The sequence below is a fragment of the Streptomyces sp. SID13666 genome (assembly GCF_010548325.1).
Taxonomy (GTDB): Bacteria; Actinomycetota; Actinomycetes; order Streptomycetales; family Streptomycetaceae; genus Actinacidiphila; species Actinacidiphila fildesensis.
In genome coordinates this window covers 12,860-38,779 of sequence record NZ_JAAGLX010000013.1, presented here as the reverse complement: position 1 = coordinate 38,779, position 25,920 = coordinate 12,860, and the positions used below count along the sequence as shown (strand labels likewise).

Here is a 25,920-nt window from a genome sequence, read left to right as displayed (position 1 = left end):
CGGCCGAGGGAACAGCCGAATTCCGCGGGCACTACGGTCCTCGCATGGGCCATGACGCGCGAGGCTTCGCCGGTGTGGAGGTGCACTCCGCCAACGGCCATCTGCTGCACCAGTTCCTGGCGCGGAACACCAACCGCAGGACCGACGAGCGGGGCGGCGGGGTGGAGGGACGCATTCGTTTCACGACCGAAGTGGTGCGGGCCGTCGCCGAGGCCATCGGCCCGGAGCGGGTCGGCCTGCGGATCTCGCCCGGATCCGGTGTCAACGCCGTCGAGGAGGGCGACACCGCGGACCAGGGTGTGAAACGAGCCGGGCGGGAAACCGCCAGGTGCGGGGCGTCAGGATGGGCGCTCCGCACCTGACGGTCAGGGCAGCCGGTGATCGGTCCAGGTCGCCGGGACCTGTCCCGCGCAGTTCCGGACGGTGGGTTCCGCCGGGACATCGGGACTGCCAGGGGCCTTGCTCACCGTGGTGCCCTCCGGAGGATCAGGCGGAGGCCTTCTTCAGGCAGCTTTCCAGCAGGGTGCGGGGCTTTGCCAGGTTCTTGACCGCGGTCATGGCGGCCAGTTCGGCCTTGTCGGCGGTGGCGTTGAGGGTGATGGCGTTCTTGGCCTTGGTGGCCTTCTGCGCCAGGGCAGCCTGACGCGTCAGCCGGTCGGACTGGTAGGTGCCGTCGGCGCCGCCCTTGCTCTTGGCGAGCTCCGCCAGCTTCTTGAGCGCCGTGGCCGTGGCCGCGGCATCCCGGGCGTCGGTGGCCTTGGAGACCGCCATGCCGGCCTGCATCCCCTGCGAGCCGTACCGCGCTCCCAGGTCGCCCGCCACGTGCGAGCTCTCCTTCAGGACAGCGACGTCCTTCTCGGCCGCGTCGGCCGCCTTCCGTGCGGTGTCCGCCTGGATGGCGGCTGCCATCGCCTGGTCCTCGGCTGTGAGGTAGGCCAGGTGCTCCTTGGCACACGCGGCCGGGGCGGCGGCGGGGGCGGTCGGGGCGGGCGGCGCGGTCTGTGCCACGGCGGGGGAGGCCAGGGCGAGCAGAACCAACGTGGTCGTGGCGGCTGACGCGGCAGTGCGCAACTTCATGGGGGATCTCCATCGGGACGTGATGCGGTGTGCGGCGGGACGCCGGCACGGAAGGAGCTGTGCCCCGAGTGAGGTGGCTTCTACTGCCCCATGGGCCCGGATGGAGCAGTTCCGACACCCGAGCGGCCCCCTGCACACGTTCCGGCCGGCGTGCGACGGCAGGTGGCGAGGGGGCCGACAGGTCTCCTCGATGCCGCCGGAGTTCCGGTGCCGCGTGCCGGTGATCGACCTCGCTGTCAGTGGGTGGGTCTACCGTGGATGGCCCGAGGAACCCAGCGTGATCAGGAGGACCCATGACCACACTCGAGAACCGACCGAACACCGCACTCCTCGTCGTCGATGTGCAGGTCGGCGTCGTCCAGGAAGCCCATGAGCGCGACGCGGTCGTCGCCAATGTCGGCAGCCTGGTCGAGCAGGCGCGGGGGGAGCGCGTCCCGGTCGTCTGGGTCCAGCATTCCGACGAGCACCTGGTGCGGGGGAGCGACAGCTGGCGGATCGTCCCCGAGCTGACTCCGGGCGAGGCCGAGCCGTTGGTCGAGAAGAACTACGGCGACGCCTTCGAGGACACCACCCTGGAGACCGTGCTGTCGGGCCTCGGAGTCGGACGGCTCGTCGTCGCCGGTGCGGAGACCGATGCATGCATCCGCTCGACCCTCCACGGCGCGTTCGCGCGGGGGTACGACGCGACGCTCGTCAGTGACGCCCACACGACGGGGGACCAGTCGGAATGGGGCGCGCCGCCGCCGGACCAAGTCATCGCGCACACGAACCTGTACTGGACCTACCAGACGGCGCCGGGACGGACCGCCGGGACGGTCGCGACCAAGGACGTCGACTTCGGTGGCACCTCCTGACGCCTGGGAACGGGGCCCGGAGGAGGACCGCTAGTCACCGGCGGGCATCAGCCTGGTGACCTTGCCCTTGGGATCTGCGTCCAGGTAACCGCCGTCGTAGGCATCGGCAAGGTAGACGCCGATGCCCGCGGGGGTGTGGAAGATGTCGTTGGGCTGGCGGAGCACGAGGTAGCGCGTCGTGGGCTTGGGGACTTTCAGGTCCTTCTGTGCCCGGCTGAGCAGGGCGGGCAGGGCGTCCCAGTTGTAGAGGTCCAGGCTGACGGGCTGTTCACCGCCCATGAGTGTTCCGCTGATCGTGCTGCGGGTCACGCCCTGTCCGACCCGGTAGTCGTAGCTGTCGTAGTGGGTGGCGCTGCCCTTGACCATGCCTTCGGCGGAGATGTACTCCGGGTAGACCACGAAGCGGCCGACCTTGTCGGTCCCCATCTGCGCCTTCAATTCCTTGATCGCCGCACGGATGCCGTCGGGCGTCAGCAGGCTCACCTTCACCGGATCCTTCTCCGGTTGCGTCGTGGACGGTGCGGTGGTCGGTACCGGACCCGACGAATGTGACGTGGAGGCGTCCGAGCCGGGCTTCCCGGACACGATGTTGTCGCCGTTCTGCTCCGGGAGCAGCGTCCACACCAGCACGCCCGTCAGCACGGTTCCGCAGACCGCCGAGCCGATCGCCACCCGTCGCGTACGGAGCTTGCGCCGCTCGTTGCCGAGGGACGGGCGCGTCGCGCCCGGCTCCGGCGAGGGGTACTGCGAGGCGTAGGGGGAGGGGTGCGAGGAATAGGGTGAGGGATAGGCCGAGGAACCGGCACCGTGGGGAACGGCGTCGTGGGGCATGGGCGGCCCGAAACCGCCCGGCCGGGCCGCCGTGGGCTCGGCGACGGGAGATCCCAGCCGGAAGGACGTTGCCTCGGGCACGGGTCCGTGTCCTTGCACCGGTCCAGGACCGGAGACCGGTCCGGTCGGCTGCTGTTGGGCTGCGACCGCCAGCATGCGGTCCAGGGACTCGGCGTCCGGCCGGTCGCCCGGGTCCTTGACCAGAAGGGCGTTGAGGAATTCTGTCAGCGGCCCGGCCTGTCGCGGTGGCGGAAGCTCCTCGCTGAGGACGGCCGCCAGCGTGGCCAGGGTGGTTGCCCTGCGCAGCGGGTGATGGCCCTCCACCGCCACATACAGCATCATCGCCAGGGACCACAGGTCCGAACTCGGCCCGCCGCCGTCCCCGGTGATCCGCTCGGGGGCCATGAAGTCGGGGGTACCGATCATCGATCCGGTGGCCGTCAGGACCGTGGACTCACGGATCGCGGCAATGCCGAAGTCGGTGAGCACCGGGCGCCCGTCGGGGCGCAGCAGGACGTTGGGGGGTTTGACGTCCCGGTGCTGGATTCCCACGGCGTGCGCGGCCCGCAGCGCGGCCAGCAGTTCGCGGCCCAGCAGAGCCGCCTCCACCGGCTCCATCGGCCCGCGCGCGAGCCGGTCCTGAAGCGATCCGCCGGTCACCAGCTCCATGACGAGCCAAGGGTAGGTGCCCTCACCGCCGTCCACGACGTGGTGGATGGTCACCACATTGGGATGCTCGACCCGGGCCAGCGCACGGGCCTCCCGCAGCACCCGGGCCCGCAACAGGCTTGCGGCGGGCGGGTCGTACTCGGCCAGCCCGGGATCCGACGGCCGTACTTCCTTGAGCGCCACCGCCCGGTCGAGCACGAGATCGCGTGCCCGCCACACCAGCCCCATGCCACCGCTGCCGAGCCGCGCTTCCAGCTCGAAGCGCCCGTCGATGACCCGTCTGCCGGATTCCCCGTTACTCATGGCCCGGAGCCTACGAGACACGCGGGACGATCACGCACCCAACCCGTCCGGACTGGCTTGCGCAGCAAGGAAAATGCGGCGAACTTGCTCAAGAGGACGAGAAGGCCGCGTTCGGCGGCTGCAGGTGGCTTGTCGGCCCGAGCGGGCGAGGAGGGCAGAGAGGAATCCCACTCCTTGCCACTTTCAACTTATAGCGCAATGGGGGGCTTGCGGCAAGGCCCCGGTCGTGGGGCACAATCACGGGCCGAGGTCATAACCTGCAGAAATGGGAGATTCACGAAGTGCATGTGTTGTTGTCGGTTTACGGGTCGTGCGGTGACATCGAGTCGGTGGTGATGGGATACGCATTGCGGGTGCGAGTCCCCGGCACCGGGATGCGGGTGTGCGCTCCGGCCGTCGCGGCAGCGACCTCGGACCGGAGGCGATGAACATGAACCCTCTGACCACCACCAGCGCGTTCGACCTTCCCGACCGCCTCGCGCCCAAGGCGGAACCGGCGATGATCGCCGGCGACGAGCAGCACTTCGCGGCCATCGCGGAGAGCCTCGAGCAGGCGATCGCCGAACTGTCCGCCCTCCTCGACGCCGAGCGCAGGGCACCCGGCGGCATCGGCCGCGGAGCGATGGACCGCGACACGGAGATCCACCGCCTGACCGGTCGGCTGCGCGCCCTGCGGCGCTTCGGTCTCGACCTGTGTCTGGGCCACATCGTCAGTGCGGAAGACTCCGAGCCGGTGTACATCGGACGACTCGGCCTCACCGACAGCACTGGTCGCCGGCTGCTGCTCGACTGGCGTTCCCCTGCGGCTGAGCCGTTCTTCGCGGCGACCCACGCCAACCCGATGGGTCTGGCGAGCCGCCGCAGGTACCGCTGGACCCGCGGCCGGATCAGCGACTACTGGGACGAGGTGTTCACCGCCGACGGGCTCGAAGGGCGCGCCGCGCTCGACGACCAGTCCGCGTTCATCGCCAGCCTGGGCAGCAACCGGTCGGCCCGGATGCGGGACGTGCTCTCCACCATCCAGACCGACCAGGACGCCGTCATCAGGGCGGGATCCCGCGGCGCTCTCGTCGTCGACGGCGGCCCGGGTACGGGGAAGACCGTCGTCGCCCTGCACCGCTCCGCCTACCTCCTCTACTCCGATCCCCGCCTCGGGCACCGTCGGGGCGGCGTGCTGTTCGTCGGCCCGCACCAGCCCTACCTGGCCTACGTCGCCGATGTCCTGCCCAGCCTCGGAGAGGAGGGCGTGCAGACCTGCACCCTGCGGGACCTCGTCGCCGAGGGAGCCGGAGCAGTGATCGAGCCCGACCCGGACGTGGCCCGTCTGAAGTCGTCCGCGGACCTGGTGAAGGCTATCGAGGCGGCCGTCGGCATCTACGAGGAGCCGCCCACCAAGGGGATGACGGTCGCGACCCACTGGTCCGACCTCTGGCTGAGCCCCCGTGATTGGGCCGTCGCGTTCGAAGCGGTGGAGCAGGGCACTCCGCACAACGAGGCACACGAACAGATCATGGAGGAGCTGCTCACGATCCTGATGGACAAGGACGACAGCGAAGCCTCGCCCGAGCTGCTGCGGAGGTCGCTGCTGCAGGACAGGGCGCTGCTCAAGGCCCTCCACCGGGCGTGGCCCCTGGTCGAGGCGACCGACCTCGTCGCGGATCTGTGGTCGGTGCCCGCCTATCTGCGCAAGTGCGCGCCCTGGCTCGGTCCCGATGACGTCCGCAAGCTGCAGCGCGCGCAGACCGAGGCCTGGACGGTGTCGGACCTGCCGCTCCTGGACGCGGCACGGCAGCGGCTCGGCGACCCGGAGGCGTCCCGGCGCATGCGGCGGAACGAGGCCGCCGTCGCCGCCGAACGCGCGACCAGGGCCGCCGCCATCGACAGCCTGCTGCAGAACATGCTGATCGACGAGAGCGAAGGCGCGGTGGGGATGCTGCGCGGACAGGACCTGCAGGACACCCTGATCGACGAGAGCGCACTGGTCGGCGCCGAACCCGATGTGCTGGCCGGTCCGTTCGCGCACGTCGTCGTGGACGAGGCGCAGGAACTGACCGATGCCGAATGGCAGATGCTGCTGCTGCGCTGCCCGTCCCGGAGCTTCACCATCGTCGGGGACCGCGCCCAGGCCAGGCACGGGTTCACGGAGTCGTGGCAGGAACGGCTCGAGCGGGTCGGGCTCGACCGGATCACCGTGGCCTCCCTGAGCATCAACTACCGGACGCCGGAAGAGGTGATGACGGAGGCCGAGCTGGTCATCCGGACCGTACTCCCGGACGCCAATGTGCCGACCTCCATCCGCAGCAGCGATCTCCCCGTCGTCCATGGATCCGTTGCGGAGCTGGACTCGATCCTCGACACGTGGCTCACCGCCCATGACGAAGGCATCGCCTGCGTCATCGGTGATCCCACGTTCCGGGCGACATCCCGCGTTCGGTCGCTGACCCCGGAGCTGTCGAAGGGGCTCGAGTTCGACCTGGTGGTCCTCATCGACCCGGAGTCGTTCGGCACGGGCATCGAGGGAGCCGTTGATCGCTATGTCGCGATGACCCGCGCGACTCAGCAACTCGTCATCCTCACGAGCTCCTGACCTCGGCCAGGACGACCTGAGCGCCACCCGGCGGTGGTGAAGGCCGCCGCCGATGCGCGGTGCGGATGCAGCGGACCTGCGCGCGGGGTGGGCGCGCAGGTCGGCTGGTTCGCGCTGGTCCGTTGGTCCGCGTTACGCCGGCAGCGGTGCGGGCCCGGCGGGGCTCTTCCACCAGACGAAGACCTCGGTGCCCGGCTGTCGTTCGGAGAACCGGTCTGCCGGGGACACGTCGCGCAGTAGCCGACGGAGATCCGCCTCGAAGTCGTCGCGGTGCGGGCCGAACAGATGGGGAGCCGAGGACGACATGGAGAACGCCCACGCGACGACGTCGTCGGACGTGCGTTCCAGCGCTTGCCCGCCGGGGACGACATGGCGTTGGGGGCCGGAGAAGCCGGCCCGTGTGAGCACCGCCGCCTCATCACCGGGTGTTCCGTGCGTCAGCACCCCGCGCCCGGCTCGTCGGACCGGTCCCAGGTGGTGCCTGACCAGCGTGTCGATCGCGGCGTAGGGCACGGCTGGATACGGAAGTCCGTTGACGGTTCGGATCTCCGTCTTGAGGTCGGAGATGTGCACCAGCGCCCCGCCGGGCCGGAGCATGTCCCTGACGGTGGCCGCCACCAGGTCGCGATCCATCCAGTGGAAGGACTGGCCGAACGTCGCGACGGTGAACTCTCCAAGACCCACGGGCAGTTCCTCGGCCCGGGCCTGCACCCACCGCGCCTTTCGGGCCGCTCCCGCCCGTGCGGCCCCGCGCTCGGCTTCGGCGAGCATTCCACCGTCCGGGTCCAGACCGACGATCTCGCCGAACAGGTGCGCCAGGCTCAGGGCGAGGGTGCCAGGACCACATCCCACATCGAGCAAACGCCCCCGCCCGTCGAGCTGTACGGCCGTGGCCAGCAGGTCCGCGAGCCCGGGAGCGTAGGGCAGCCTCCCGCGCCCGTAGTAGGTGGCTGTGCCGAGGAACAGCGTGTCGTCCCACTCCCAGTCGCCCATCACATCCTGATGATTCCACGGCGCGGCCGGCGTCCGGGACGGTCGGTGACGGGTCGGGGACCACTCGGAGGGTGGGCCGTCTGATGGATGCAGTCGAGATCTACGCACCGCAGGCGCTGTCCAAGGCCGGCTGACCAGGCCGCGCGCGGGTGTCCCCGCTCGTGAGCGGGGACACCGTGGATTGCACGGTCAGTAGGACGGGATCCGGTCACGCTCCTGCGTCGGCACGTTCGTGTGGTGTTGCGGGTGACGGCTTGCGTGCTTGCCGGGGCGGACCGGCCACCAGATGCTGCGGCCGAGCAGGGCGGCCAGTGCGGGCACCAGCACGATCGACAGGACGAACGCGGAGAGCATGATGCCGAGGGCTGTCGCGAAGCCGACCTGCTGGCTCGACGGAGTGGCCGCGAGACTCGCGAAGGAGCCGGCCAGTACCAGCCCCGCGGTCGCGATGGCCGGCGTGGTGTGCCGTACGGCACGGGCCACGGCTGCGCGGGCCGGTCCCGGCCGTTCCATCTCCTCCCGTATGCGGTCGCTGATCAGGATGTTGTAGTCGGTGCCCAGCGCGACGACGAACAGGAACAGCACCAGGGGCAGGGTGAAGGCGACGCCCGGCTTGTTCAACAGGCGCTGGAACAGCAGGGTGGAGGCGCCGAGGGTGGCGGCGAAGCCGAGGCCGACGGAGAGCATGAGGATCATCGGCGCGAGCAGGCTTCGCAGCAGCACGAGCAGGATCAGAGAGATCAGCACGGCCGCGACCGGGAACACGATCTTCAGGTCATGGTCGACCGCGGTCGATATGTCGGCGAAGATCGCTGCCGTCCCGCCGACATGTGCTGTCAAACCGGTGGGTGTGTGCGCGGCGACCGTATCCCGGACCGGCCCGGAGACCAGGTCACGTGCCTGCTGGCTCTGCGGATCCGCTGTCAGGTAGAGGTCGATCCGAGCGGCGCGGTGGTCCTGGTTCAGGGTGGTCTTGCCCACCTGGCCCACGCCCTTGACCTTGGTGAGAGCCTGGGAGAGGGCGTCGAGCCGGTCCGAGCGCAGGGTGCCGCCGTCCTTGGCGGTGACGAAGACGCTCGTCGGGTCCGATACGCCGGCCGGCAGGGCACGGGAGATCTCGGTGGCGGTGGTCGCGGCCGCGGTCTGCGGTCCTCCGTTGTGCAGGCCGTAGTCCATCCGGATCCCGACCAGCCCGGCGGACAGCGCGCCCAGCATGACGACGGAGGCGACGAGCATCATCAGCGGCCGGCGTGCGACCAGGTCGCCCAAGCGGGCGGCAGAGCCCGGACGGGGCTCGCGCTTGAGGGCCCGGGAGGGCCAGAACATCTTGCGGCCGGCTGCCGCCAGCATGGCCGGCATCAAGGTGAGACTGCCCAGCAGCATGACCAGGACCGAGACGGCGATGGCCGGACCGAGCACCCGGAACTGTCCGAAGGACGCAACCCCGAGTGTGGCGAAGGCGGCCACGATGGTCAGCGCCGCCGAGGTGATGGCGTTGCCCACTCGGCCGGATACCTCACCGGCCACCGTGCGGGCGTTCTGCTCCGGGTGCGCCCGCAGCTGTTCGCGGAAGCGGAACAGCAGGAACAGCAGGTAGTCGGTGCCGATGCCGAGCAGGACCACACTGATCAGTGAGGGGGTGCCCGGGTCCAGTTTGATTCCGGTGAGCATCGCGGCGCCGACGACGGCACCCGACGCCGCACCGCCGATGAAGACGACGGCGAGCAGTGGCAGCAATGCCGCGAGAACGCTGCGGAAGACCAGCACATTGAGCAGCACGATGAGCCCGATGACGAGCATCGACGTGATCTTCGAGGCGGTCTCACCGGCGTCGGTGGTGTCGACGGTGTCGGCCAGGCCGCCGGTGAATCCGGTGCGCATTCCCGCGTCGGTGAATTGCGCGCGGGCGTCATCCCGGAAGGCCCGGTAGAGGTCCTGCATTCCGGGGGCCGTGGAATTGCCGACCAGCTCTGCGGAGAGCAGCTCGAAACTCCGGTCGGGCGCCATCATTGCCGGGGTGACCCGGGGCGTTTGTGAATAGTCCTTGAGCAGGAAGGACGGTCCGCCGTCCTTGGGTTTGGGCATGGTGACCCGGTGCCGGCCGAGTTTCTCGGCCTCGGCGCCGACCCGCTGCTGGTCCGCCGCGGTGAGGGCCTTGCCGTCCGGTCGGGCGACGAGCACGGTGACCGTATTGGCGTCGGATTTCACCCCGAATTGGTCCTCGGCGATTTTCAGCGCGGCGGCCGAGTCATACGTCTTGGGCAGGAAATCCCCGGTCTGGTTCTGGGTGACCCGATAGATCAACGTCGAACTCAGAGCGGTCAGAACGATACCCAGCACCGCCCAGACGGCGATGACCTTCCACGGGTTTCTGGTGGAGAATCCGGTCAGGGCGCGGATCACTGTGTCCTCCGGCAAATGGACTTCATCGCCGGGGGATCCCGGCCGGTTTCCAGACCATCACGCGGGGGCCCTGGAGATCGTCCGAGCAGAGGATGAACACGATCAGGGGTCCGGGGTCCGGCAATGGTCCCCGACCAGGACCGTGGTCCTGGTCGAAGATCAGCCGCAGGGGGAATGTACGGCCCTCGGCCCGATGCGAGAATGGATCAGCCAGCAGGTCGTCCGCCCGGGGGAGCACCCGGAGGGCCGAGAACAGGGAGGGGCACCATGCGAACGCGCCGGTACACCGCGCCACTGATTCCCGGCGCGCTGCCGTGGACGCGCAACGACGGGCTCGTTGCCGTCGGGGCCGCAGTCGTGGACCTTCTCGGTTACCTGATCGGCAGCCAGACCGAGGACGGTTCCGTCACGGTCCCTGGAGTCCTTCTCGTCGTCCTGTCCGCTCTGCCGCTGCTGGCCCGCCGTAGCCATCCGATGCCGGCGTTCATCGCCGTGCTGGCCTTCACCGCGGTGCTGAATCTGTCCTCGTCGCTGCCGAGCCACTTCGGAGCGGTCATCACGGTGGGCCTGTACTCGGCGGCCCGGGTCTGCTCCGGTCCGATCACAGCGGTGGTGTCCATCGTGACGGTGCTCCTGACGCTGCTGAGTCAGAGTTTCGGGCGGACCACGTCGAGGACGGACGTCCTTGCCAATGTCCTCGCCGTCCTTATCGTCGTCATAACGGCGATCGTGGTCAGGCGCTGGCAACAGGAGGTCGCGGCGACCCGCAGGTTGCTGGCCGACCGAGCGGTGGCCGACGAACGGCGTCGCATCGCCCGGGAACTGCACGACATCGTGGCCCACCACATCACCACCATGCAGCTGATGGCCGGCGGGGCACGAGCCAACCTCGCGGGCAACCCCGAAGCCGCGCGGGACGCGCTGCTCACCCTGGAGTCCTCCGGGCGGATGGCCCTGGGCGAGATGCGCCAGCTCCTCGACGTCCTGCGCGCGGGCGACGAACCGGAGCTCGCGCCGCACGCACCCCAACCCGGAGCCGATGACATCGACCGCATCGTCACCGAGTCCCGGCTGGCCGGCCTGCCCACCGAGTTCCGGGTCTGCGGCCAGGAGCGACCACTGCCGCCGACCGTCGGGCTCACCGTGTTCCGGGTCGTACAGGAAGCACTCACCAACGCTCGCAAACACGCCGGCCGGGCCCGCGCGTCGGTACAGCTGACGTATCTCCCGGACCGCGTTGACGTCGAGGTCCTCGATGACGGCGCGGGCGCGCTGGTGCCCGTGGGAGCGCTGGAAACGGCAGCGGCGTCCCGCACCGGCTACGGGCTGATCGGCATGCACGAACGTGTCGCCCTGCAGGGCGGCACCCTGGAGACCGGCGGGCTGGACGGCGGCGGATTCAGGGTGGCGGCCAGCCTGCCACTGGCAGCGGATGAGAGAGCGGAACTCCTCCGATGAGCGCAGTCCCGCAGCAGAAGATCAGCGTGCTGATCGCCGACGACCAGCCGCTGGTACGGCGCGGCCTGGCACTCATCCTCTCCCCCGACCCGGCGTTCGAGGTGGTGGCCGAGGCTGAGGACGGCGAACAGGCCGTCGCCCTCGCGCACCGCTTCCGGCCGGACGTCGTCGTGATGGACATCCGGATGCCCGTCCTCGACGGTGTCCAGGCGACCGAGCAGCTCGCCGCCGCGCTCCCCGACTGCCGTGTGCTGGCCCTGAGCACCTTCGACATGGACGAGTACGTCGTGGGCGCGCTCCGCGCCGGCGCCTACGGATTCCTGCCCAAGGACATCTCCCCGGAGGAACTCGTCGCGGCGATCCACATCGTCCACGCGGGTGAGGCCACCGTCGCGCCCCGGCTGCTCACCCGGCTCATCTCCACCTACGTCAGAGCCCCGCACCGTCCGCAGAAGCCACCGATCAGCCTCAATGAACTCACGCCCCGCGAGGTCGAGGTGTGGCGCCTGATCGCCACCGGCCTCGACAACGCGGAGATCGCCCGCGCGCTGGACATCACCGTCTCCACCGTCAAGAACTACATCACCAGCATCTTCGACAAGCTCAGCGTCCGGGACCGAGCCCAAGCGGTGATCGCCGCCTACGAGTCAGGTCTCGTGGAGACCCAGCAGAACTAGCGGCAGGCCCCGGACAGGACACCATCTCCAGGACCCGGCCGCTGGTGTCGTGTCTGCCTGGCAGTATCGAGGGTGTGGAGGTGGGGGCGGAGATGGTGCCGGGATTCGCCATCCGCGAGGGCAACGCCGTGTACCGGGGCCCGTCGGCGGCGGGCTCGCTGCATGCCCACGCCGCCTTCCAAGTCGCCATCGCCGTCCAGGGCGAGGTGACCATGGTGGACGCTTACGGCACCCACCACCGCGCCAAGGCGCTGATCGTGCCGCCGATGACGCGGCATCGCATCCTGGCGATGACGACCCTGGTCAGTTCCGATGCCGGGTCTCGCCGCGACGGCCGGGCTGTCACCCCAGCGCCTTCGCCCCTTCATCACGACCGGACATTGGTGAAGGACCAGGCTGGAGGCCACGGTGCTCGCCACATCCGCGCCGATGACCTCCACCAGCGCGTCCCCCATGCCGACCCGCCATTGCGGTGCCGCACCCGCACCCGCACCCGCACCCGCACCCGCACCCGGGCGACACGGCCCAGTGCTGGGGTGAAGGTTCGTTCGGTCATGCGGGCAGTCTCGATCGCACGGTGCCACCCGGTCTTGAACGAAGCGCTCGTCCGCCGGTCGGGTTTCCGGGACATCCCGAACTGCTCCGTCCACAGGGCCGTCGCAGGTCGCCTGTGCAGGCGGTAGTTCGGTGCGCTACCGGACGTGAGATGGCGAGGTGGGGAATCTAGGGTGGGTTCATGCCCACCACAACGTCCGGCCCTCCGCAGTCCTTTGACCCCGCCGAGCTGATCGACGATCCGCACGCCGTGTACGCGCGGTTGCGCGAGGCCGGGCCCGTTCACCGGATCACCGGTACGGACGGACTGCCGGCCTGGCTGATCACCCGCTACGCCGATGTGCGCCGGGCGCTGGCGGATCCGCGGCTCGCTCTGGACAAGCGCAACGCGCGGCCCGGCGGCTACCAAGGACTCGCCCTGCCGCCCGCGTTGGACGCGAACCTGCTGAACATGGACCCGCCGGACCACACCCGTATCCGCCGACTGGTCTCGCAGGCGTTCACGCCCCGCCGGATCGAGGAGCTGCGCGCCCCGATCCGGCGGATCGCCGACGACCTGCTGGACGCCATCGCCCCGCACGGTCGTACCGATCTGATCGCCTCGTACGCGGCCCCACTGCCGATCACCGTCATCTGCGACCTGCTCGGGGTGGCTCCGGCCGACCGCCAGGACTTCCGGTCCTGGACCGATGCCCTCATCACCCCGGACCCCGCCCAGCCCTCGCGCGCCAAGGAAGCGGTCGGGAGCATGCTGGGGTACTTCACCCACCTGATCGCCGACAAGCGGTCCCACCCCGCCGACGACCTGCTCTCCGCGATGATCGCCGCACGGGACGAGAGCCATCAGGACCGCTTCGGGGCCGGGGAGGGCGACGAGGACCGGCTCAGCGAGGACGAGTTGATGTCACTGGTCTTCCTCATCCTGTTCGCCGGCTACGAAAACACCATCCACCTCATCGGCAACGCCACCCTGGCCCTGCTGACCGCCCCCGACCAACTCGAAGCGCTGCGGGCGGAACCGGGCCGGGTCGACGGCGCGGTCGCGGAGCTCGCCCGGCACGACGGGCCCGCACCGCTGGCGATCCGTCGCTTCCCACTGGAGGACATCGCCATCGGCGGTGTCACGATCCCGGCCGGCGAGACCGTCCTGCTGTCCCTGGCCGCGGCGAACCGTGACCCCGGCCAGTTCGCCGATCCCGACCACGTCGACATCACCCGCGACGCCACCGGCCACCTCGCCCTCGGGCACGGCATCCACTACTGCCTCGGCGCGCCACTGGCCCGCATGGAGACCGAGATCGCCCTCATCGCGCTCCTCGACCGCTTTCCCCACCTCGCCCTCGACGTTCCACCCGACACTCTGCGGTGGCGGCCCTCGATGCGGGCCCGGGGACTGCTCGCTCTCCCGGTGCGGTACTGAACGGCGCGTACAGCGCCGGTCGTTGACCATGGGGCCTGGCCGCGATGCACGCCGGCCCGGCCAGGCCGGCGTGCCCAGCCGGGCCAGTTGAGGTCATCGTGGCGCGAACCGCTCGAAGGTCTCGTACAGTGCAGCGCTCATCGTCGCGCTGCCCTTGTGCCCCGAGTCGTCGATGACGATCAATTCCGAGCCGGGCCAGGCGCGGCTGAGTTCCCAGGCCGTGTCCAGCGGTCCGCTCATGTCGAGGCGGCCGTGGATGAGGACGCCGGGGATGTTCGCCAGACGTCCCGCGTCGCGGATCAGCTGGCCCTCCTCCAGCCAGGCTCCGTGTGCGAAGTAGTGCGCGCAGATCCGGACGAAGGCGAGCATGGCGAGGGGCGGCCTGTCGCTGTACGGGGTGGGTGCGCCGTTGGGTTCCGCGGACAGGACCGCGTCCTCCCAGGCGCACCAGTCGAGCGCGGCCTTGGTCCGTACGTTTAGGTCGGGGTTGTTCATGAGGCGTGCGTACGCCCCGACGAGGTCACCGTCGCGGTCGGCCGTGGGAACACCGTCGCGGAACCGCTCCCAGGCCTCGGGGAAGAAGCGGCCCACCCCCCGGTAGAGCCAGTCGATCTCGGTGCGACGAGTGCTGGTGACGGCGACGAGGACGATCTCCGAAACTCGTTCCGGGTACCGCTCGGAGTAGGCGAGGCTGAGCGTGGAACCCCAGGAGCTGCCGAAGAGCAGCCACCGTTCGACATTGAGATGCTCGCGCAACTGCTCCATGTCGGCCATCAGGTGTTCGGTGGTGTTGAGGTCCATGTCGGCGGCCGGATCGCTTGCGTGGGGTGTGCTGCGTCCACATCCCCGCTGGTCGAAGAGGATGATCCGGTAGCGCTCCGGGTCGAAGGAGCTGCGGCGGCCGGTCGAGCAGCCCGAACCGGGGCCCCCGTGGACGACCAGGGCGGGCTTGCCGTCGGGGTTGCCGCAGGCCTCCCAGTAGACGAGGTTGCCGTCCCCGGTGGGGAGCATGCCGTGGTCGTAGGGTTCGATCGGCGGGTAAGGCGCGGCCATGGTCTGACTCTCTTTCCTACGAGGTCGCCCGAACAGGCACAAGCCGCTCACACTACCTTCGCGACCGGATTCAGCTCAGGTCCGCGAGCACGGCCGGCTCCTCGTCAGGCCCCTCTCCGCACGGCTCCTCCCTTCTGTGACAGGCCTGTTACCACCGCTGTGACTCCCGTCATGGCTGACCCGGTCCAAGCCTGATCGACTCACCGAATGCGTAGCGTCTCCCTCACCCTTCCCCTCGTCGTGGCCGGCGTTCTTGTGCTCACGGCTTGCGGAACGCAGAGGGTCGCCTCGTCGGGCGGCGGCTCGCCACGGGCGGAGGGAGCCGACTCCGCGGATCCATCCGGCACAGCATCCTGCGGCGCGCGGTCCTCCGACACGTGGGTCGCGCCCAGCGATATGGCGCCGCCTGGATCCCCTTCCGGTCTTGAGAAGGACGGAGTGAGGATCACGGGATTCAGCAGCGGTTCCAGCGCCTGCGCCGAGTTCGAGGTCACCAACCACGGCGCCGAACCCTTCACCTACACGATCGCTTTCGCGTTCCTGCCGGACTCCGGCAGGGAACCGTCGTCCATGGAGCAGACGGTTCCGTCCGTCGCACCGGGTCGGTCCGTGAAGCGGGTCTTCGCTGTCGACGCGATGCACTCGCATACGGACGGAAAGGCCAAGGGTAAGGCAGGCGTGCGGATCACCAAGGTCAGGAGCGTCCCCACCGCCGAAGCGGCCCCGGCGGGTGGCGCCTGTCCGCTCTCGGGAGTGAGTGTGTACGTCGACAAGGGCGACGCCGCCATGGGACTGCGCGCCGTTGGTCTCCACCTGCGGAACTGCGGTACACAGACTTACCGGCTCAACGGCTACCCGCAGCTTCAGATCCTCGACGAGGGCCACAAGCCCGTCAGCAGCGTGAAGGTCCTCCACGGCGGCAGCGCGATCACCGCGAGCTCCGGAGCCGACGGGGTGCCCCAGCAACTGGTCCTGAAGCCGGGCGAGAGCGCTTACGCCGATATGGTCTGGCGCAACACCTACGAAGCCGGCGCCGGCGATCCGGTGAACGCCCCGTACGTGAGGGTGTGGGCGAAGCCCGGTGCCGCCCCGATGACGGTGATCCCCGAACTCGACCTGGGCTCGACAGGGAAGCTGGGTGTCGGCCCCTGGAAGAGGGACGACACGATGGGGCCGGTCACCGGCGGCACGTCCGGCAGGCCGGCGCCGCCGTCCCTGACCGCCGTCCCCAGGTGACCGTGAAGAGCAGCCTGCTCAGGCGCCCGGGTCCTTCCGCCGCTCTGCCACTGTCCGGATGTCCTGGGGTTTCCCGGTAGGAGCGTGTCCCGGCGCAGGATGTTCCGGATGGCCTAAAATCACCGGATGATCTTTATTGTCGTCAAGTTCCCCGTGAAGCCCGAGTATGCGGATGAGTGGCCGACGCACGTCGACGCCTTCACCAGTGGCACCCGGGCCGAGCCGGGCAATCTGTGGTTCGAGTGGTCGCGTAGCCTCGAAGAGCCCAACACTTACGTTCTGGTGGAGGCATTCCAGAACGACGCGGCCGCAGCGCACGTGAACTCCGATCATTTCCGGGCGGCGTTGGAGCGCATGCGCCCCCTGCTGCGCCGTACGCCCGACATCGTGAGCACGACGATCGAAGACGCGACCGGCTGGAGTGCGATGGGCGAGCTCTCCATCGACTGACTGCGGGCTCTCCCGCCGGAATCAGTCCGCGATCCGCCGTGTCCGATGATGGCCGAAGGTGGTCATCGGCCTGATTCCTGCTGTGGTTCGGTTGGTTCGTCAGTGGTGTTGGGTCATGTGGGCGAGCGTCTGGTCGGCGCTGTCGGGAGCGAAGGCTCCGTCGATGCCCTCCGCCGCTCCTTCGGCGGCTTCGACGGAACGGGGCAGCAGGACGTCCTCGTAGGCGGTGATCGCGTCGTCGATGGTGGGGTGCCTGATGACGGCGCGGGCGAGGTCGGCGCCGTCGAGCATGGCGAGGTTGGCGCCCAGGCCGGAGAAGGGGGACATGAGGTGGGCGGCGTCGCCGAGCAGGGTGACGCCGGGGGTGTGGCGCCAGGTGTGGGGGACGGGCAGGGCGTACAGAGGGCGGTTGACGTAGCCGGTGTCGGTGTCGGTGATGAAGGCGAGCAGGTCGGGGCTCCAGCCGGCGAACTCCTTGAGGAGGGCCTCGCGTACGGCGGTGGCGTCGGTCAGGTCGAGTCCGGCCCGCTGGTGCCAGTTCTCGTCGGTGCGCATGCCGAGGTAGGTGCGGATGTGTCCGCCGCTGGTGCGCTGGGCGATGACCCCCTGGTTGTTGTCGAGGGCCAGCATCGTGCCGTCGCCGGTGAGGGCGGCGAGCTGGGGATGGCGGGTGTCGGCGTCGTCGAGGCCGGCCTCGACGAAGGTGACGCCGGTGTAGTCGGGCAGGGCGTCGGACAGGAGCCGGCGGACCTTCGACCAGGCGCCGTCGGCGCCGATGACGAGGTCGACTTCCGCGGTGGTGCCGTCGGTGAAGTGCAGGCGGTGGGTGCCCTCGTCGCCGAGTGATGCGGCGCGGGTGAGCTGGTGTCCCCATCGCACGGTGTCCGGCTTGAGGGAGTCGAGCAGAAGGTCGCGCAACTGGCCACGGTCGATCTCGGGGTTGCCCACTTCGGGGTCGGTCCCGGGCGGGGCGGCGTCGAACAGGACGCGTCCGTCGCGGCTGACCAGCCGCACCTGCTGGCCCTCGGGGCGGGCCAGGGTGAGGAACTCCTCCAGGAGACCGGCTGCGCGCAGTGCGTGCTGGCCGGATTCGGGGTGCATGTCGAGGGTGCCGCCCTGGTCGCGGGCGGTGGGGGAGGCGTCCAGGTCGTAGACGGTGGGGGTCAGGCCGTGCTGCTGGAGGATGCGGGCGCAGACGAGGCCGCCGGGGCCGGCGCCGATGATCGCTATGCGAGGGGTGGTGGTGTTCATGGGTGTGCTCCGTTCGCTGTGCGGATGGGTGCGAGGGGTGGGGAAGCGCGGGAGGAGGGGTTCATGAGCCGGGGAGCGTCCGCGGCCCTCATTCAGAAGAGCACATCAACTCAATAAGTGCAACGGTACAACTTTTGCAGTTGTTCAACTTTGGAGTAGAGTGCCGGCATGACCGAAACGACGACCGGCACTCCGCAGCAGGCGCCGGCAGGACGCCGCGAGCGCAAGAAGGCCGCCACCCGTCAGGCGCTCGCCGATGCGGCCCTGCGTCTGTTCCTCGAGCGCGGATACGACCAGGTCGGCATCCGGGAGATCGCGGACGCGGCCGATGTGTCCACCACGACGCTGTTCAAGCACTTCCCGGTCAAGGAGGCCCTCGTCTTCGACGAGGAGACCGACCAGGAAGCACTCCTGCTGGCCGCTGTGCGTCAACGGGCCGAAGGCCAGTCGATTCCCGCGGCGCTGTGCGAGCACGCCCTGCGCCACCGGATCGTCGCCGCCGACACCGACGGCCGTTTCGCCGCCTTCAGCAACCTCGTGGACAGCACCCCCGCCCTGCGCGACTACGGCCAGAGCATGTGGCTGCGCCACGAAACCGCCCTCGCCCACGCGATCGCCGAGGAGGCCGGAGCCCCAGCCGCCGATCCGACGTGCGCCGCCCTCGCCCACTTCGCCCTCGAAGCCCCCCACGCCGTGCGCGGGCAGGCCGACTCCTACCAGGCGCTCATCCGCGCCTTCGAGCTCCTCGAACACGGGTGGAACGCCGGCCGGCCGGGCGACTGAACAACTCCGCGGCGTCAACGCGTTCTCGCTGCGGCCCGCACCGCCCCCCGTGCGTCCGCGATGTCTTCCAGTGGGACCCGCGCGCGGACCACCCGGCCGAGCCCGGCGCTGATCCAGGAGCGCCGGAGGCGGCGCCTGCCGAGGAGGAAGCCGTACTGCACGGCAACGCCATCGGTGTGGAGATCGGTGCCTGCGGCCCCGGTTCGCCGAACTGGAGGAACACCTGCTGCGCCACGGCCGGGTGCGGCACTGGTCGGAGTGGTGGCACCAGTACGTCGAACCGCCGCTCGGTGACAGCGATCACGACACTACCTTTCGCGTCAATGCCTTGCCGGAACCAGTCCTGGCATTCTCTTGCGTCGCCTATGCCGCTCATCAGCGAAAAGCGGAATGTTCGCCTCGACAATCCGGAGGAGTTGCCTCCCTTCTTTCTTTGTCCGGCCTTTAGAATAGGGGGAATCCGGTGGGGCTTACGATGCGCCGTGAAACTTCTGTGACTGAAGGACGAGATGACACCAATATTCACGCGGCGCGCCCTGAGTGGTGCCGCCGCGTTCCTCGCAGTCCTCGCCGGCGTGTCCATCGGCACGGGCGCGACTGCGGCCAACGCCGCCTCCAAGGACGTTTTCTCTGTCGAGACCGGCTTCTCCCGGACCGTTCCGCTGCGCACGGGCGGGCACGGAGACGGCTACCGGCCGTTGAGTCTCACCTTCCGGAGCTGGATTGCGAACGGCGACCTACTGCGCGGCGTCAAGGTCGAGGTCGACGGATCCGCTCTGCGTGGGTTCGGAGAACTCGCCCTCCCGGCAGGTTGCTCATACACCACCGACCACCTCCATGAGCTCTGCGTTCTCAGCGACGCACAGTCGAGAGGTGGCTTCTCCGTGGGTGTGCGTGCCGCGGCCGGCGCGAAGGGCGGCGAGAGCGGCGACGTCATCTTCAAGGTGACCGCCAAGAATGCGACGGAGTCGCACGACCCGCACGTGCCACAGGACACCGTCAAGGTGACCGCGGGCGACGGCCCGGATCTGGCCCTCAACGACCTGGGACGCTCGATCAAGGCCGCCCCTGGTGCGCACACCGCCCTCCCCTTGCGTGTCACCAACCTGGGCAGCCAGGACGGCAAGGGCGTCGTGTTGTTCGTGCACGATCAGTACGAGGTGGCCACGGTCCTGGGCAACCACAGCAACTGCGTCTACGAGCAGAGCGACCGCGGTCAGAGCGGCGCCTACTGCACCTTCAAGGACACGGTGATCAAGCCTGGCCAGACGATGGAGCTCAAGGATCCTCTGACGCTGGCCATCCCGGCCGGCGGGCACGGGGACCAGATCCAGTACGGCGCGGGTCTCGTGGGGGACGACTGGGTCGGTGAGCCGGAGGGCAAGCGGGGTACGGGCGACGAGCTCAGCCTCGTGCCGGTCACCGCGTCCCGTGCGCGCGCTCTGGACGCGACACACGACATCGACTCCTACAACAACCTCTACTACACCGACTTGGTCACCGGAAACGTCACGGACATTTCCGCCGAGGGCGGCACCCTCAGCTCCGTGACAGGCAAGGACACCGTCGCGACATTCGTCGCACGCAACACCGGAACGAGTGCCTTCAGCACTGTCGATGACGACTTCCACGGCACGGTGTGGATCAGTGTGCTCTTCCCGTCGACGGTCCGGGTGACTGCAACACCGAAGGGCTGCACCAGCAACCAAGGAGGTCCGGAAGGGCTCTCCGCCTATCCGCTTCCGCAGAACGTGATGATTTATCACTGCTTCAGCCGCGTGCCGCTCAAGCCCGGTCAGCGTGCGGAGTTCGCCTTCCACATCACACCGCTGCAGCCCGTCTCCGGACAGTACGCCGGTATGGTCGCCGTCACGCGTGAGGATCCGACCGCCGACTACGAGAACAACATTGCGCGGCTCTACATCAAGGCGGGCAAGGCCGGTGAACAGACGCCCGCGTCGTCCGGCGGCCCGTCAGCGGACGGCGGCCCGTCAGCGGACGGCAGCCATTCCGGTGACAGCCTCGCCGAATCCGGTGGCGGCAAAGGGATGACCTGGACGGCTACCGGTGGAGCCACCGTGCTCGCGCTCGGCGTCGGCGCCGTGATCATCACCCGCCGCCGTAAGACCACACGCAGCGCCTGATCGACGGCCCCTTGTGGCAGGTCTCCTGTCGCACCCGTGGCCGGGCGGGATCCCCTGGCGGAACTCGCCCGGTCACCGCTGAGCGGGGCCGCGGTGACACCGGACGGCGATGCCGCGGCCTGTGCCGGATTCCGCGATGGCGGTCTGCCTTTGCTCGAACCGGCAGCCAATGCGGTCCCCTGCGTCCTACGATCATTTACATGCTGCTTCGCCGAATGCTGCGCATGGTCATGGTTCTTGCTGTGGTTCTCACCGGAGTGGTTCAGGGGGGTGTGGGGACCGCGTGGGCCGGGGAGAGCCGGACGTCGTCCGATCGGCAGTTGCTGTTCTACAACCATGCCTACGGCGTGTTCGACCGCGAGACGGCCGATGCCATCGAGCACTCCGAATACCTGCGGAACTTCGCCAACTTCCAGGTCCGCACCACGACGGGTACCGGCGGCGAGACCTGGACCGGTCGTTATCTGATGGGCCGCCAGACCTACCTCGAACTGTTCGGGATCGGCGATCTGCCCGGCCAGGACTCTGTTCTCGGTTCCGCCGGGATGGGGGTCTCAGCAGAGCGGGCCGGCGACCTGGCGACGGTGACCCAGCGCTTGCGGGATCAGGGGACCCCCAACCCGATCGGGTTCCGCCAGACGCGAGACTTCGGCGACGGCGTGCCGGTGCCGTGGTTCGACGCGGTGTTCACCACCGACCAGTACGACACTTTCGGCGCCTGGGGGATGGAGTACCTGCCGGAGTACTTCGCCGACCCGCGCAGCAAGACCGAGCCGGCCAGCTACCCCGGTGACGTCGGCCGGGAGCGGTACCTGTCCGACGACTACCGCAGCCATCTGATGCGCGATGTGACCCTGGTCCGTCTCGCGGTCACCGAACGCGACCTTGCCAGTACGGTGCCGTTGCTGAAGGCCGGCGGGTTCCGCGTGCACTCCGTGGCAGGCGGCGTCGTTGCGCAGGGCGGCGGCACCACGATCCGACTCGACGCTGTCGCCCGCGACAAGGTGGGTCTGCGCCAGGTCGAGATGTCGCTCAACCGGTCCGTCCTGTACCGGCACGAGGAGCGGCTCGGGCACTCGACGCTCACCGTCGGCCCCGGCCCCCGCGCCGTCTGGAATTTCGGCGACACGAAGTAACCGGAATCCTGCGGATCCGTTGTAGGCGCCGTGCCGGCTTCGGCACGGCGCCTACGCGTTGCGGCGCGGGTCGCCCGGCCTCATGAGGCCGGTGGCCCAGCCAGTCGCACCAGGTCCGTCCACCCATGGTCAGCGAGCGGTCAGCGCGCGGTGCGCGGCCCCAGGGAGTCTCTGAGCAGCGCACGGGATCGGCCCGAGCGGCACTCGCAAGGAGCACACCATGCAGAGCAGCACCGTCCTCATCTCCGGCGCCAGCATCGGCGGACCGGCTCTCGCCTACTGGCTGGCCGAGTACGGCTTCGAGGTCACCGTCGTGGAACGCGCCCCTGCCTTTCGACCGGGCGGTCAGGCGGTCGATGTGCGCGGCCCGGCGCTGGAAGTCGCCGAGCGGATGGGCGTGCTGGACGAGCTGCGGAGCCTGGCCACCGACATGCGAGGCATGTCGATGGTCGACGCCACCGGTAAGGAGCTCTACCGCAGTACGGAAGGCACCATCAGCGGCGGTGAATTCGCCACCCCGGATGTCGAGATCCTCCGCGACGACCTGTGCCAGGTGCTCTTCCGGGCCGCCGTCGACCGCGTCGAGTATCTCTTCGACGACTCCATCGTCGCCCTTGCCCAGGACGCGCAAGGGGTCCACGCCACCTTTGAGAACGCCGATCCGCGCACCTTCGACCTGGTGGTGGGCGCCGACGGGCTGCACTCCAACACCCGGCGGCTGGCCTTCGGCCCGGAGTCCGAGTACATCACCCACCTCGGCACCTACCTGTCGGTCTTCACCGCCCCCAACTACCTCGAGCTGGACCGCTGGCAGGTCTGGCACCAGGGCGGCACCGCAGGCGGTGCGATCATGACCGCCCGCGGCAACGCCGAGATCCGGGTCTTCGCGGGATTCGAGGCACCGGAACCTGTCGACTACGACTACCGCGACACCGAGGCGCAGAAGAAGCTGGTCCACGACCGTCTGTCCGATGTCGGCTGGGAGTTTCCCCGTGCACTGCAGTACATGTGGGACGCGCCCGACTTCCACTTCGACTCGATGAGCCAGATCCACCTGGACCAGTGGTGGCGCGGGCGGGTGGTCCTGGTCGGTGACGCCGGTTACTGCGGTTCGCCCATGTCGGGGCAGGGCACCAGCATGGCCATGGTCGGTGCCTACGTGCTGGCGGGCGAACTGAAGGCCGCCCACGGTGACCACCGGATCGCCTACCCCGCCTATCAGGACGCCCTGCGCGGCTACGTGGCGGAGAACCAGCAGCTCGCCCTCACCAACATGGCCCGCATCGCGGCCGAGACGGGTGCTGCTCAAGGTGAGGCCATCGCCGATATCGAGGTCCAGGACTTCGGCCAGGTGGTCAATGGCCTCGTCCTGAAGGACTACTGATCGGACCAGCTACCGGGGGGCGGAGACCGGCGTTCCGCAGCCGGTCGACGCGGTGGAACCGGGGACGTCCGGGTCAGCCGGTCACCCAGGTGCCGGTGAGGCTCTGGATGGTGGAGCCGTCGAGGTCGGCGAGCTTGGTGCCGACGAAGTCGCGGGCCCGGTCGGAGGTCTGGACGCGGAACGCCGGCCGGTCCGCCGTGAGGGCGTCGATGATCGGTGCGGCGGCCTGGGCCGGGGTCTGCGCGGAGCCGAAGGCTTTCATGGTCCGGTCGATGTAGGCCTGGAGGGCGGGTCCGTACGGTCCGGCTGCCGCGGTCAGCGCCGGGACGTCGAGGCTCTGGCTGGCAACGAACTCGCTGGCCACGGCGCCTGGTTCGATCACGGTCACCGAGACGCCGACGGTGGCTGCCACCGGGGCGAGGGACTCCATGAAGCCTTCGACCGCGAACTTGGCAGCGCAGTAGGCCTCGTTGAACGGCTGCCCGACCACGCCGCCGACGCTGGTGACGGTCAGCACCCGTCCCTGGGATGCCCGCAGGTGGGGCAGCGCGGCCCGGGTGACCTCCACGACGCCGAAGAAGTTCACTTCCATCGTCCCGCGGACGTCCGCGACGGTGCCCTGTTCGATGGTGCCCACGTGTCCGGCTCCGGCGTTGTTGACCAACGCGTCCAGCCGACCGTGCTCGGCGATGACCTCGGTCAGGCAGTCGGCCACGGAGTCGGGGTCGACCACGTCCAGGCGCTTGATCTGGATGCGGTCGGTGACTCCGGCCTCGGCGGCCGCCTTGCGCAGGGCGTCGGCCTTGCCCGGGTCGCGCATCGTGGCGACGGTCAGCCATCCGGCCTGAGCCGCGGCCACGGCGGTCGCCAGGCCGATGCCGGAGGAGGTGCCGGTGATCAGGACGGTCTTCTGGGGCTGGGCGGGCTGGGCGGACATGCGGGCCTCGTCTCTGCCGGGGGTCGGGAGATGACCCCCGGATATAGTGTGCGTGCACACACACCATACGTCTGTGTGTGCACGCACGCAAATCGCGTAGGATTGCGCCATGCCACGAGCCGACATAAACCTGGGTGATCTGGCCGCCCGGGATCACGCCTTCTACGGCCTGGTCTGGGCCGGCACCACGCTCACCGCGCGCGTCGACCGCGCCCTCGTCCGCGCCCATGACCTGCCGCTGTCGTGGTTCGAGGTGATGCTGTGGCTGCACGGCCAGAGCGAACCGGTGGCCGCGTCCGACCTCGGCGCGAAAACCCTCCTCAGCCGCAGCCAGGTCTCCCGCGTCGCGGACGCGCTGCAGGCCCGTGGCCTGATCGAGCGCAGCACCGCCCCATCCGACGCCCGCTCGGTGCGGATCACCCTCACTCCGGCCGGCCGAGAGGCCTTCGCGGCGGCCGACGCCACCCGCAGACAGGCTCTGGCCGAGGTCTTCAACGACCTCCTGGACGACGACGACATCCAGTCACTGGAGACCGTCTGGCAGAAGCTGAAACAGCACCGCGACGACTGAGCGCCCGCCGGTTCCGCGGCCTGACGGTCGCCCTGCGCGCGAGGGGGAATCAGTCGGTGAGGGTGACCAGGACGCGGCCGCGTACGCCGGCGTCGACGCGGTCGTGCGCCTTGGCGATCTCCTCCAGCGGGTAGCGGCAGCTCACGTTCGCCGTCAGAGCGCCGACGGCAGCGGCGGCGGTGAGGTCGCGGACGGCCTGCCGCTTGGCGGGCAGGGGGAAGTCGTCGCTGCCGAGCAGGCGCAGCGTCACGTTGGCGAACAGCAGCGGCCAGAACGGCACTTCGGTCCGGTCGGTCCGGGTGGCGTAGGCGGCGATGACGGCATGGTCGGCGACGACCGCCGCGTCCAGGTCGGCGTTGTCGGACAGGGCCACCTCGATGACGCGATGCACGCCCTGCGGTGCGTGGGCGCGGATCGCCTTCGCCGGGTCGTCCTCGTCCAGCGCGACGGCGTGGGACACCACGGCCGGGTCGACGTGGGGGAGGTCGCTGCCGCGCGTCACGGTGCCGATGACGGTCGCACCGCCCCAGCGAGCCAGCACGGCCGCCACCGAGCCGACGGCCCCGAGGACGCCCTGCACGAGGACGATCCGGCCGTCCACCGTACCGTCGCCGAACACGGCCCGGTGGGCGGTGATCCCGGGGATGCCCAGGCTCGCTCCCAGGTCGTCGCTGAGGTGGTCGGGCAGCGGCACGGCCAAGTGCTCCGGGACGACCGCGTACTGGGCGGCGGTCCCGAAGGGCCGGTAGGACTGCGCGCCGTACACCCACACCCGCTGGCCGGGGCGGACGGTGCCGACTCCGTCGCCGACGGCGTCGACGACACCGGCGGCATCGCTGTGCGGGATCACCCGGGGGTAGGGCATCGCCGAGCCGAGCCAGCCCTGGCGCTTCTTGGTGTCACCGGGGTTCACGCCCGACACGTGCACACGCACCCGGACCTCGCCGGGGCCGGGCTGCGGATCGGGCAGCTCACCGACCCGGAGGACGTCGGCGGCCGGGCCCTGCAGGTCGTACCAGGACGCGATCATGGGGAACCTCCGTGGCCGGTGAGCGGGCGTGCTTCCGAGAGTAGGCGTGGTGCCCGGCGCGTGCTGTGCAAGAGACCACGTATCCCGCGTGGGGGAGGTGCACTGCTCTCGGACGGCG

At 69.6% G+C, this 25,920-nt stretch carries 21 protein-coding genes and 1 pseudogene; 14 read left to right on the top strand and 8 right to left on the bottom strand.

All coding sequences use genetic code 11. The features are described from left to right. Nucleotides 1-62: 62 nt before the first annotated feature. Nucleotides 63-287: pseudogene (locus G3I60_RS18745) on the top strand (alkene reductase); the annotation flags it as partial. A gap of 199 nt (nucleotides 288-486) precedes the next feature. Here G3I60_RS18745 and G3I60_RS18740 read toward each other — a convergent pair. Then, the gene (locus G3I60_RS18740; RefSeq protein WP_164294098.1) at nucleotides 487-1,077 is read right to left on the bottom strand and encodes a hypothetical protein; all 591 of its coding nucleotides are present in this window, start codon (nucleotides 1,075-1,077) and stop codon (nucleotides 487-489) included. A 293-nt stretch (nucleotides 1,078-1,370) separates the two neighbouring features. On the opposite strand from G3I60_RS18740, the gene G3I60_RS18735 reads away from it, so the two are divergent. Next, on the top strand, nucleotides 1,371-1,931 hold the full coding sequence (locus tag G3I60_RS18735; protein WP_164294097.1) for an isochorismatase family protein: 561 nt from the start codon (nucleotides 1,371-1,373) through the stop codon (nucleotides 1,929-1,931). A gap of 30 nt (nucleotides 1,932-1,961) precedes the next feature. On the opposite strand, the gene G3I60_RS18730 is transcribed toward G3I60_RS18735, so the two are convergent. Beyond that, entirely contained in the window at nucleotides 1,962-3,734 is a 1,773-nt protein-coding gene (locus G3I60_RS18730; RefSeq protein WP_164294096.1) for a serine/threonine protein kinase, read from the bottom strand. A 430-nt stretch (nucleotides 3,735-4,164) separates the two neighbouring features. Here G3I60_RS18730 and helR point away from each other — a divergent pair, with 430 nt between their 5' ends. Then, nucleotides 4,165-6,321 (top strand): RNA polymerase recycling motor ATPase HelR, encoded by a 2,157-nt coding sequence (gene helR, locus G3I60_RS18725; RefSeq protein ID WP_164294095.1) that lies wholly within the window; start codon nucleotides 4,165-4,167, stop codon nucleotides 6,319-6,321. A gap of 132 nt (nucleotides 6,322-6,453) precedes the next feature. Here the strand turns inward: helR and G3I60_RS18720 are convergent, their stop codons facing one another. Then, entirely contained in the window at nucleotides 6,454-7,314 is an 861-nt protein-coding gene (locus G3I60_RS18720) for a class I SAM-dependent methyltransferase (RefSeq protein ID WP_164294094.1), read from the bottom strand. A gap of 189 nt (nucleotides 7,315-7,503) precedes the next feature. Continuing rightward, the gene (locus G3I60_RS18715; RefSeq protein WP_203673289.1) at nucleotides 7,504-9,732 is read right to left on the bottom strand and encodes an MMPL family transporter; all 2,229 of its coding nucleotides are present in this window, start codon (nucleotides 9,730-9,732) and stop codon (nucleotides 7,504-7,506) included. Nucleotides 9,733-9,984: 252 nt separating this feature from the next. Between G3I60_RS18715 and G3I60_RS18710 the strand changes: the two genes are divergently transcribed. The 4 genes from G3I60_RS18710 to G3I60_RS18695 all read left to right on the top strand — a co-directional run bounded on the left by G3I60_RS18710 (nucleotide 9,985) and on the right by G3I60_RS18695 (nucleotide 13,827). Next, nucleotides 9,985-11,175: a sensor histidine kinase gene (locus G3I60_RS18710; protein WP_164294093.1), complete on the top strand. Its 1,191-nt coding sequence runs from the start codon at nucleotides 9,985-9,987 to the stop codon at nucleotides 11,173-11,175. After that, the gene (locus G3I60_RS18705) at nucleotides 11,172-11,852 is read left to right on the top strand and encodes a response regulator transcription factor (RefSeq protein WP_138355385.1); all 681 of its coding nucleotides are present in this window, start codon (nucleotides 11,172-11,174) and stop codon (nucleotides 11,850-11,852) included. Before G3I60_RS18710 ends, G3I60_RS18705 begins: the two co-directional genes overlap by 4 nt. A 74-nt stretch (nucleotides 11,853-11,926) precedes the next feature. Next, entirely contained in the window at nucleotides 11,927-12,535 is a 609-nt protein-coding gene (locus G3I60_RS18700; RefSeq protein ID WP_164294092.1) for a hypothetical protein, read from the top strand. 53 nt (nucleotides 12,536-12,588) lie between these two features. Continuing rightward, nucleotides 12,589-13,827, top strand: a complete 1,239-nt coding sequence (locus tag G3I60_RS18695; protein WP_164294091.1) for a cytochrome P450 — start codon at nucleotides 12,589-12,591, stop codon at nucleotides 13,825-13,827. Between the two features lie 93 nt (nucleotides 13,828-13,920). On the opposite strand, the gene pip is transcribed toward G3I60_RS18695, so the two are convergent. Continuing rightward, nucleotides 13,921-14,880 (bottom strand): prolyl aminopeptidase, encoded by a 960-nt coding sequence (gene pip / locus G3I60_RS18690; RefSeq protein WP_164294090.1) that lies wholly within the window; start codon nucleotides 14,878-14,880, stop codon nucleotides 13,921-13,923. A 438-nt stretch (nucleotides 14,881-15,318) separates the two neighbouring features. On the opposite strand from pip, the gene G3I60_RS18685 reads away from it, so the two are divergent. Beyond that, complete coding sequence (locus G3I60_RS18685) at nucleotides 15,319-16,116, top strand: DUF4232 domain-containing protein (RefSeq protein WP_343241037.1); 798 nt, start codon at nucleotides 15,319-15,321, stop codon at nucleotides 16,114-16,116. Between the two features lie 126 nt (nucleotides 16,117-16,242). After that, nucleotides 16,243-16,566, top strand: a complete 324-nt coding sequence (locus G3I60_RS18680) for a putative quinol monooxygenase (RefSeq protein WP_164294088.1) — start codon at nucleotides 16,243-16,245, stop codon at nucleotides 16,564-16,566. A 99-nt stretch (nucleotides 16,567-16,665) separates the two neighbouring features. Here G3I60_RS18680 and G3I60_RS18675 read toward each other — a convergent pair whose 3' ends face one another. Beyond that, entirely contained in the window at nucleotides 16,666-17,817 is a 1,152-nt protein-coding gene (locus G3I60_RS18675; RefSeq protein ID WP_164294087.1) for an NAD(P)/FAD-dependent oxidoreductase, read from the bottom strand. Between the two features lie 168 nt (nucleotides 17,818-17,985). On the opposite strand from G3I60_RS18675, the gene G3I60_RS18670 reads away from it, so the two are divergent. The 4 genes from G3I60_RS18670 to G3I60_RS18655 all read left to right on the top strand — a co-directional run bounded on the left by G3I60_RS18670 (nucleotide 17,986) and on the right by G3I60_RS18655 (nucleotide 23,264). Next, the gene (locus tag G3I60_RS18670; RefSeq protein WP_164294086.1) at nucleotides 17,986-18,600 is read left to right on the top strand and encodes a TetR/AcrR family transcriptional regulator; all 615 of its coding nucleotides are present in this window, start codon (nucleotides 17,986-17,988) and stop codon (nucleotides 18,598-18,600) included. Nucleotides 18,601-19,109: 509 nt separating this feature from the next. Continuing rightward, the gene (locus tag G3I60_RS18665; protein WP_164294085.1) at nucleotides 19,110-20,744 is read left to right on the top strand and encodes a hypothetical protein; all 1,635 of its coding nucleotides are present in this window, start codon (nucleotides 19,110-19,112) and stop codon (nucleotides 20,742-20,744) included. Between the two features lie 224 nt (nucleotides 20,745-20,968). Continuing rightward, nucleotides 20,969-21,880 (top strand): DUF5829 family protein, encoded by a 912-nt coding sequence (locus G3I60_RS18660; protein WP_164294199.1) that lies wholly within the window; start codon nucleotides 20,969-20,971, stop codon nucleotides 21,878-21,880. Between the two features lie 220 nt (nucleotides 21,881-22,100). Next, entirely contained in the window at nucleotides 22,101-23,264 is a 1,164-nt protein-coding gene (locus G3I60_RS18655; protein ID WP_164294084.1) for an FAD-dependent monooxygenase, read from the top strand. A 73-nt stretch (nucleotides 23,265-23,337) separates the two neighbouring features. Here the strand turns inward: G3I60_RS18655 and G3I60_RS18650 are convergent, their stop codons facing one another. After that, entirely contained in the window at nucleotides 23,338-24,201 is an 864-nt protein-coding gene (locus tag G3I60_RS18650; RefSeq protein ID WP_164294083.1) for an SDR family NAD(P)-dependent oxidoreductase, read from the bottom strand. A gap of 109 nt (nucleotides 24,202-24,310) precedes the next feature. Here G3I60_RS18650 and G3I60_RS18645 point away from each other — a divergent pair, with 109 nt between their 5' ends. Continuing rightward, complete coding sequence (locus tag G3I60_RS18645) at nucleotides 24,311-24,772, top strand: MarR family winged helix-turn-helix transcriptional regulator (protein WP_138355400.1); 462 nt, start codon at nucleotides 24,311-24,313, stop codon at nucleotides 24,770-24,772. A gap of 49 nt (nucleotides 24,773-24,821) precedes the next feature. Here the strand turns inward: G3I60_RS18645 and G3I60_RS18640 are convergent, their stop codons facing one another. Then, nucleotides 24,822-25,802, bottom strand: coding sequence for an NADPH:quinone reductase (locus G3I60_RS18640; protein WP_164294082.1), 981 nt, complete (start codon nucleotides 25,800-25,802; stop codon nucleotides 24,822-24,824). Between the last annotated feature and the right edge of the window lie 118 nt (nucleotides 25,803-25,920).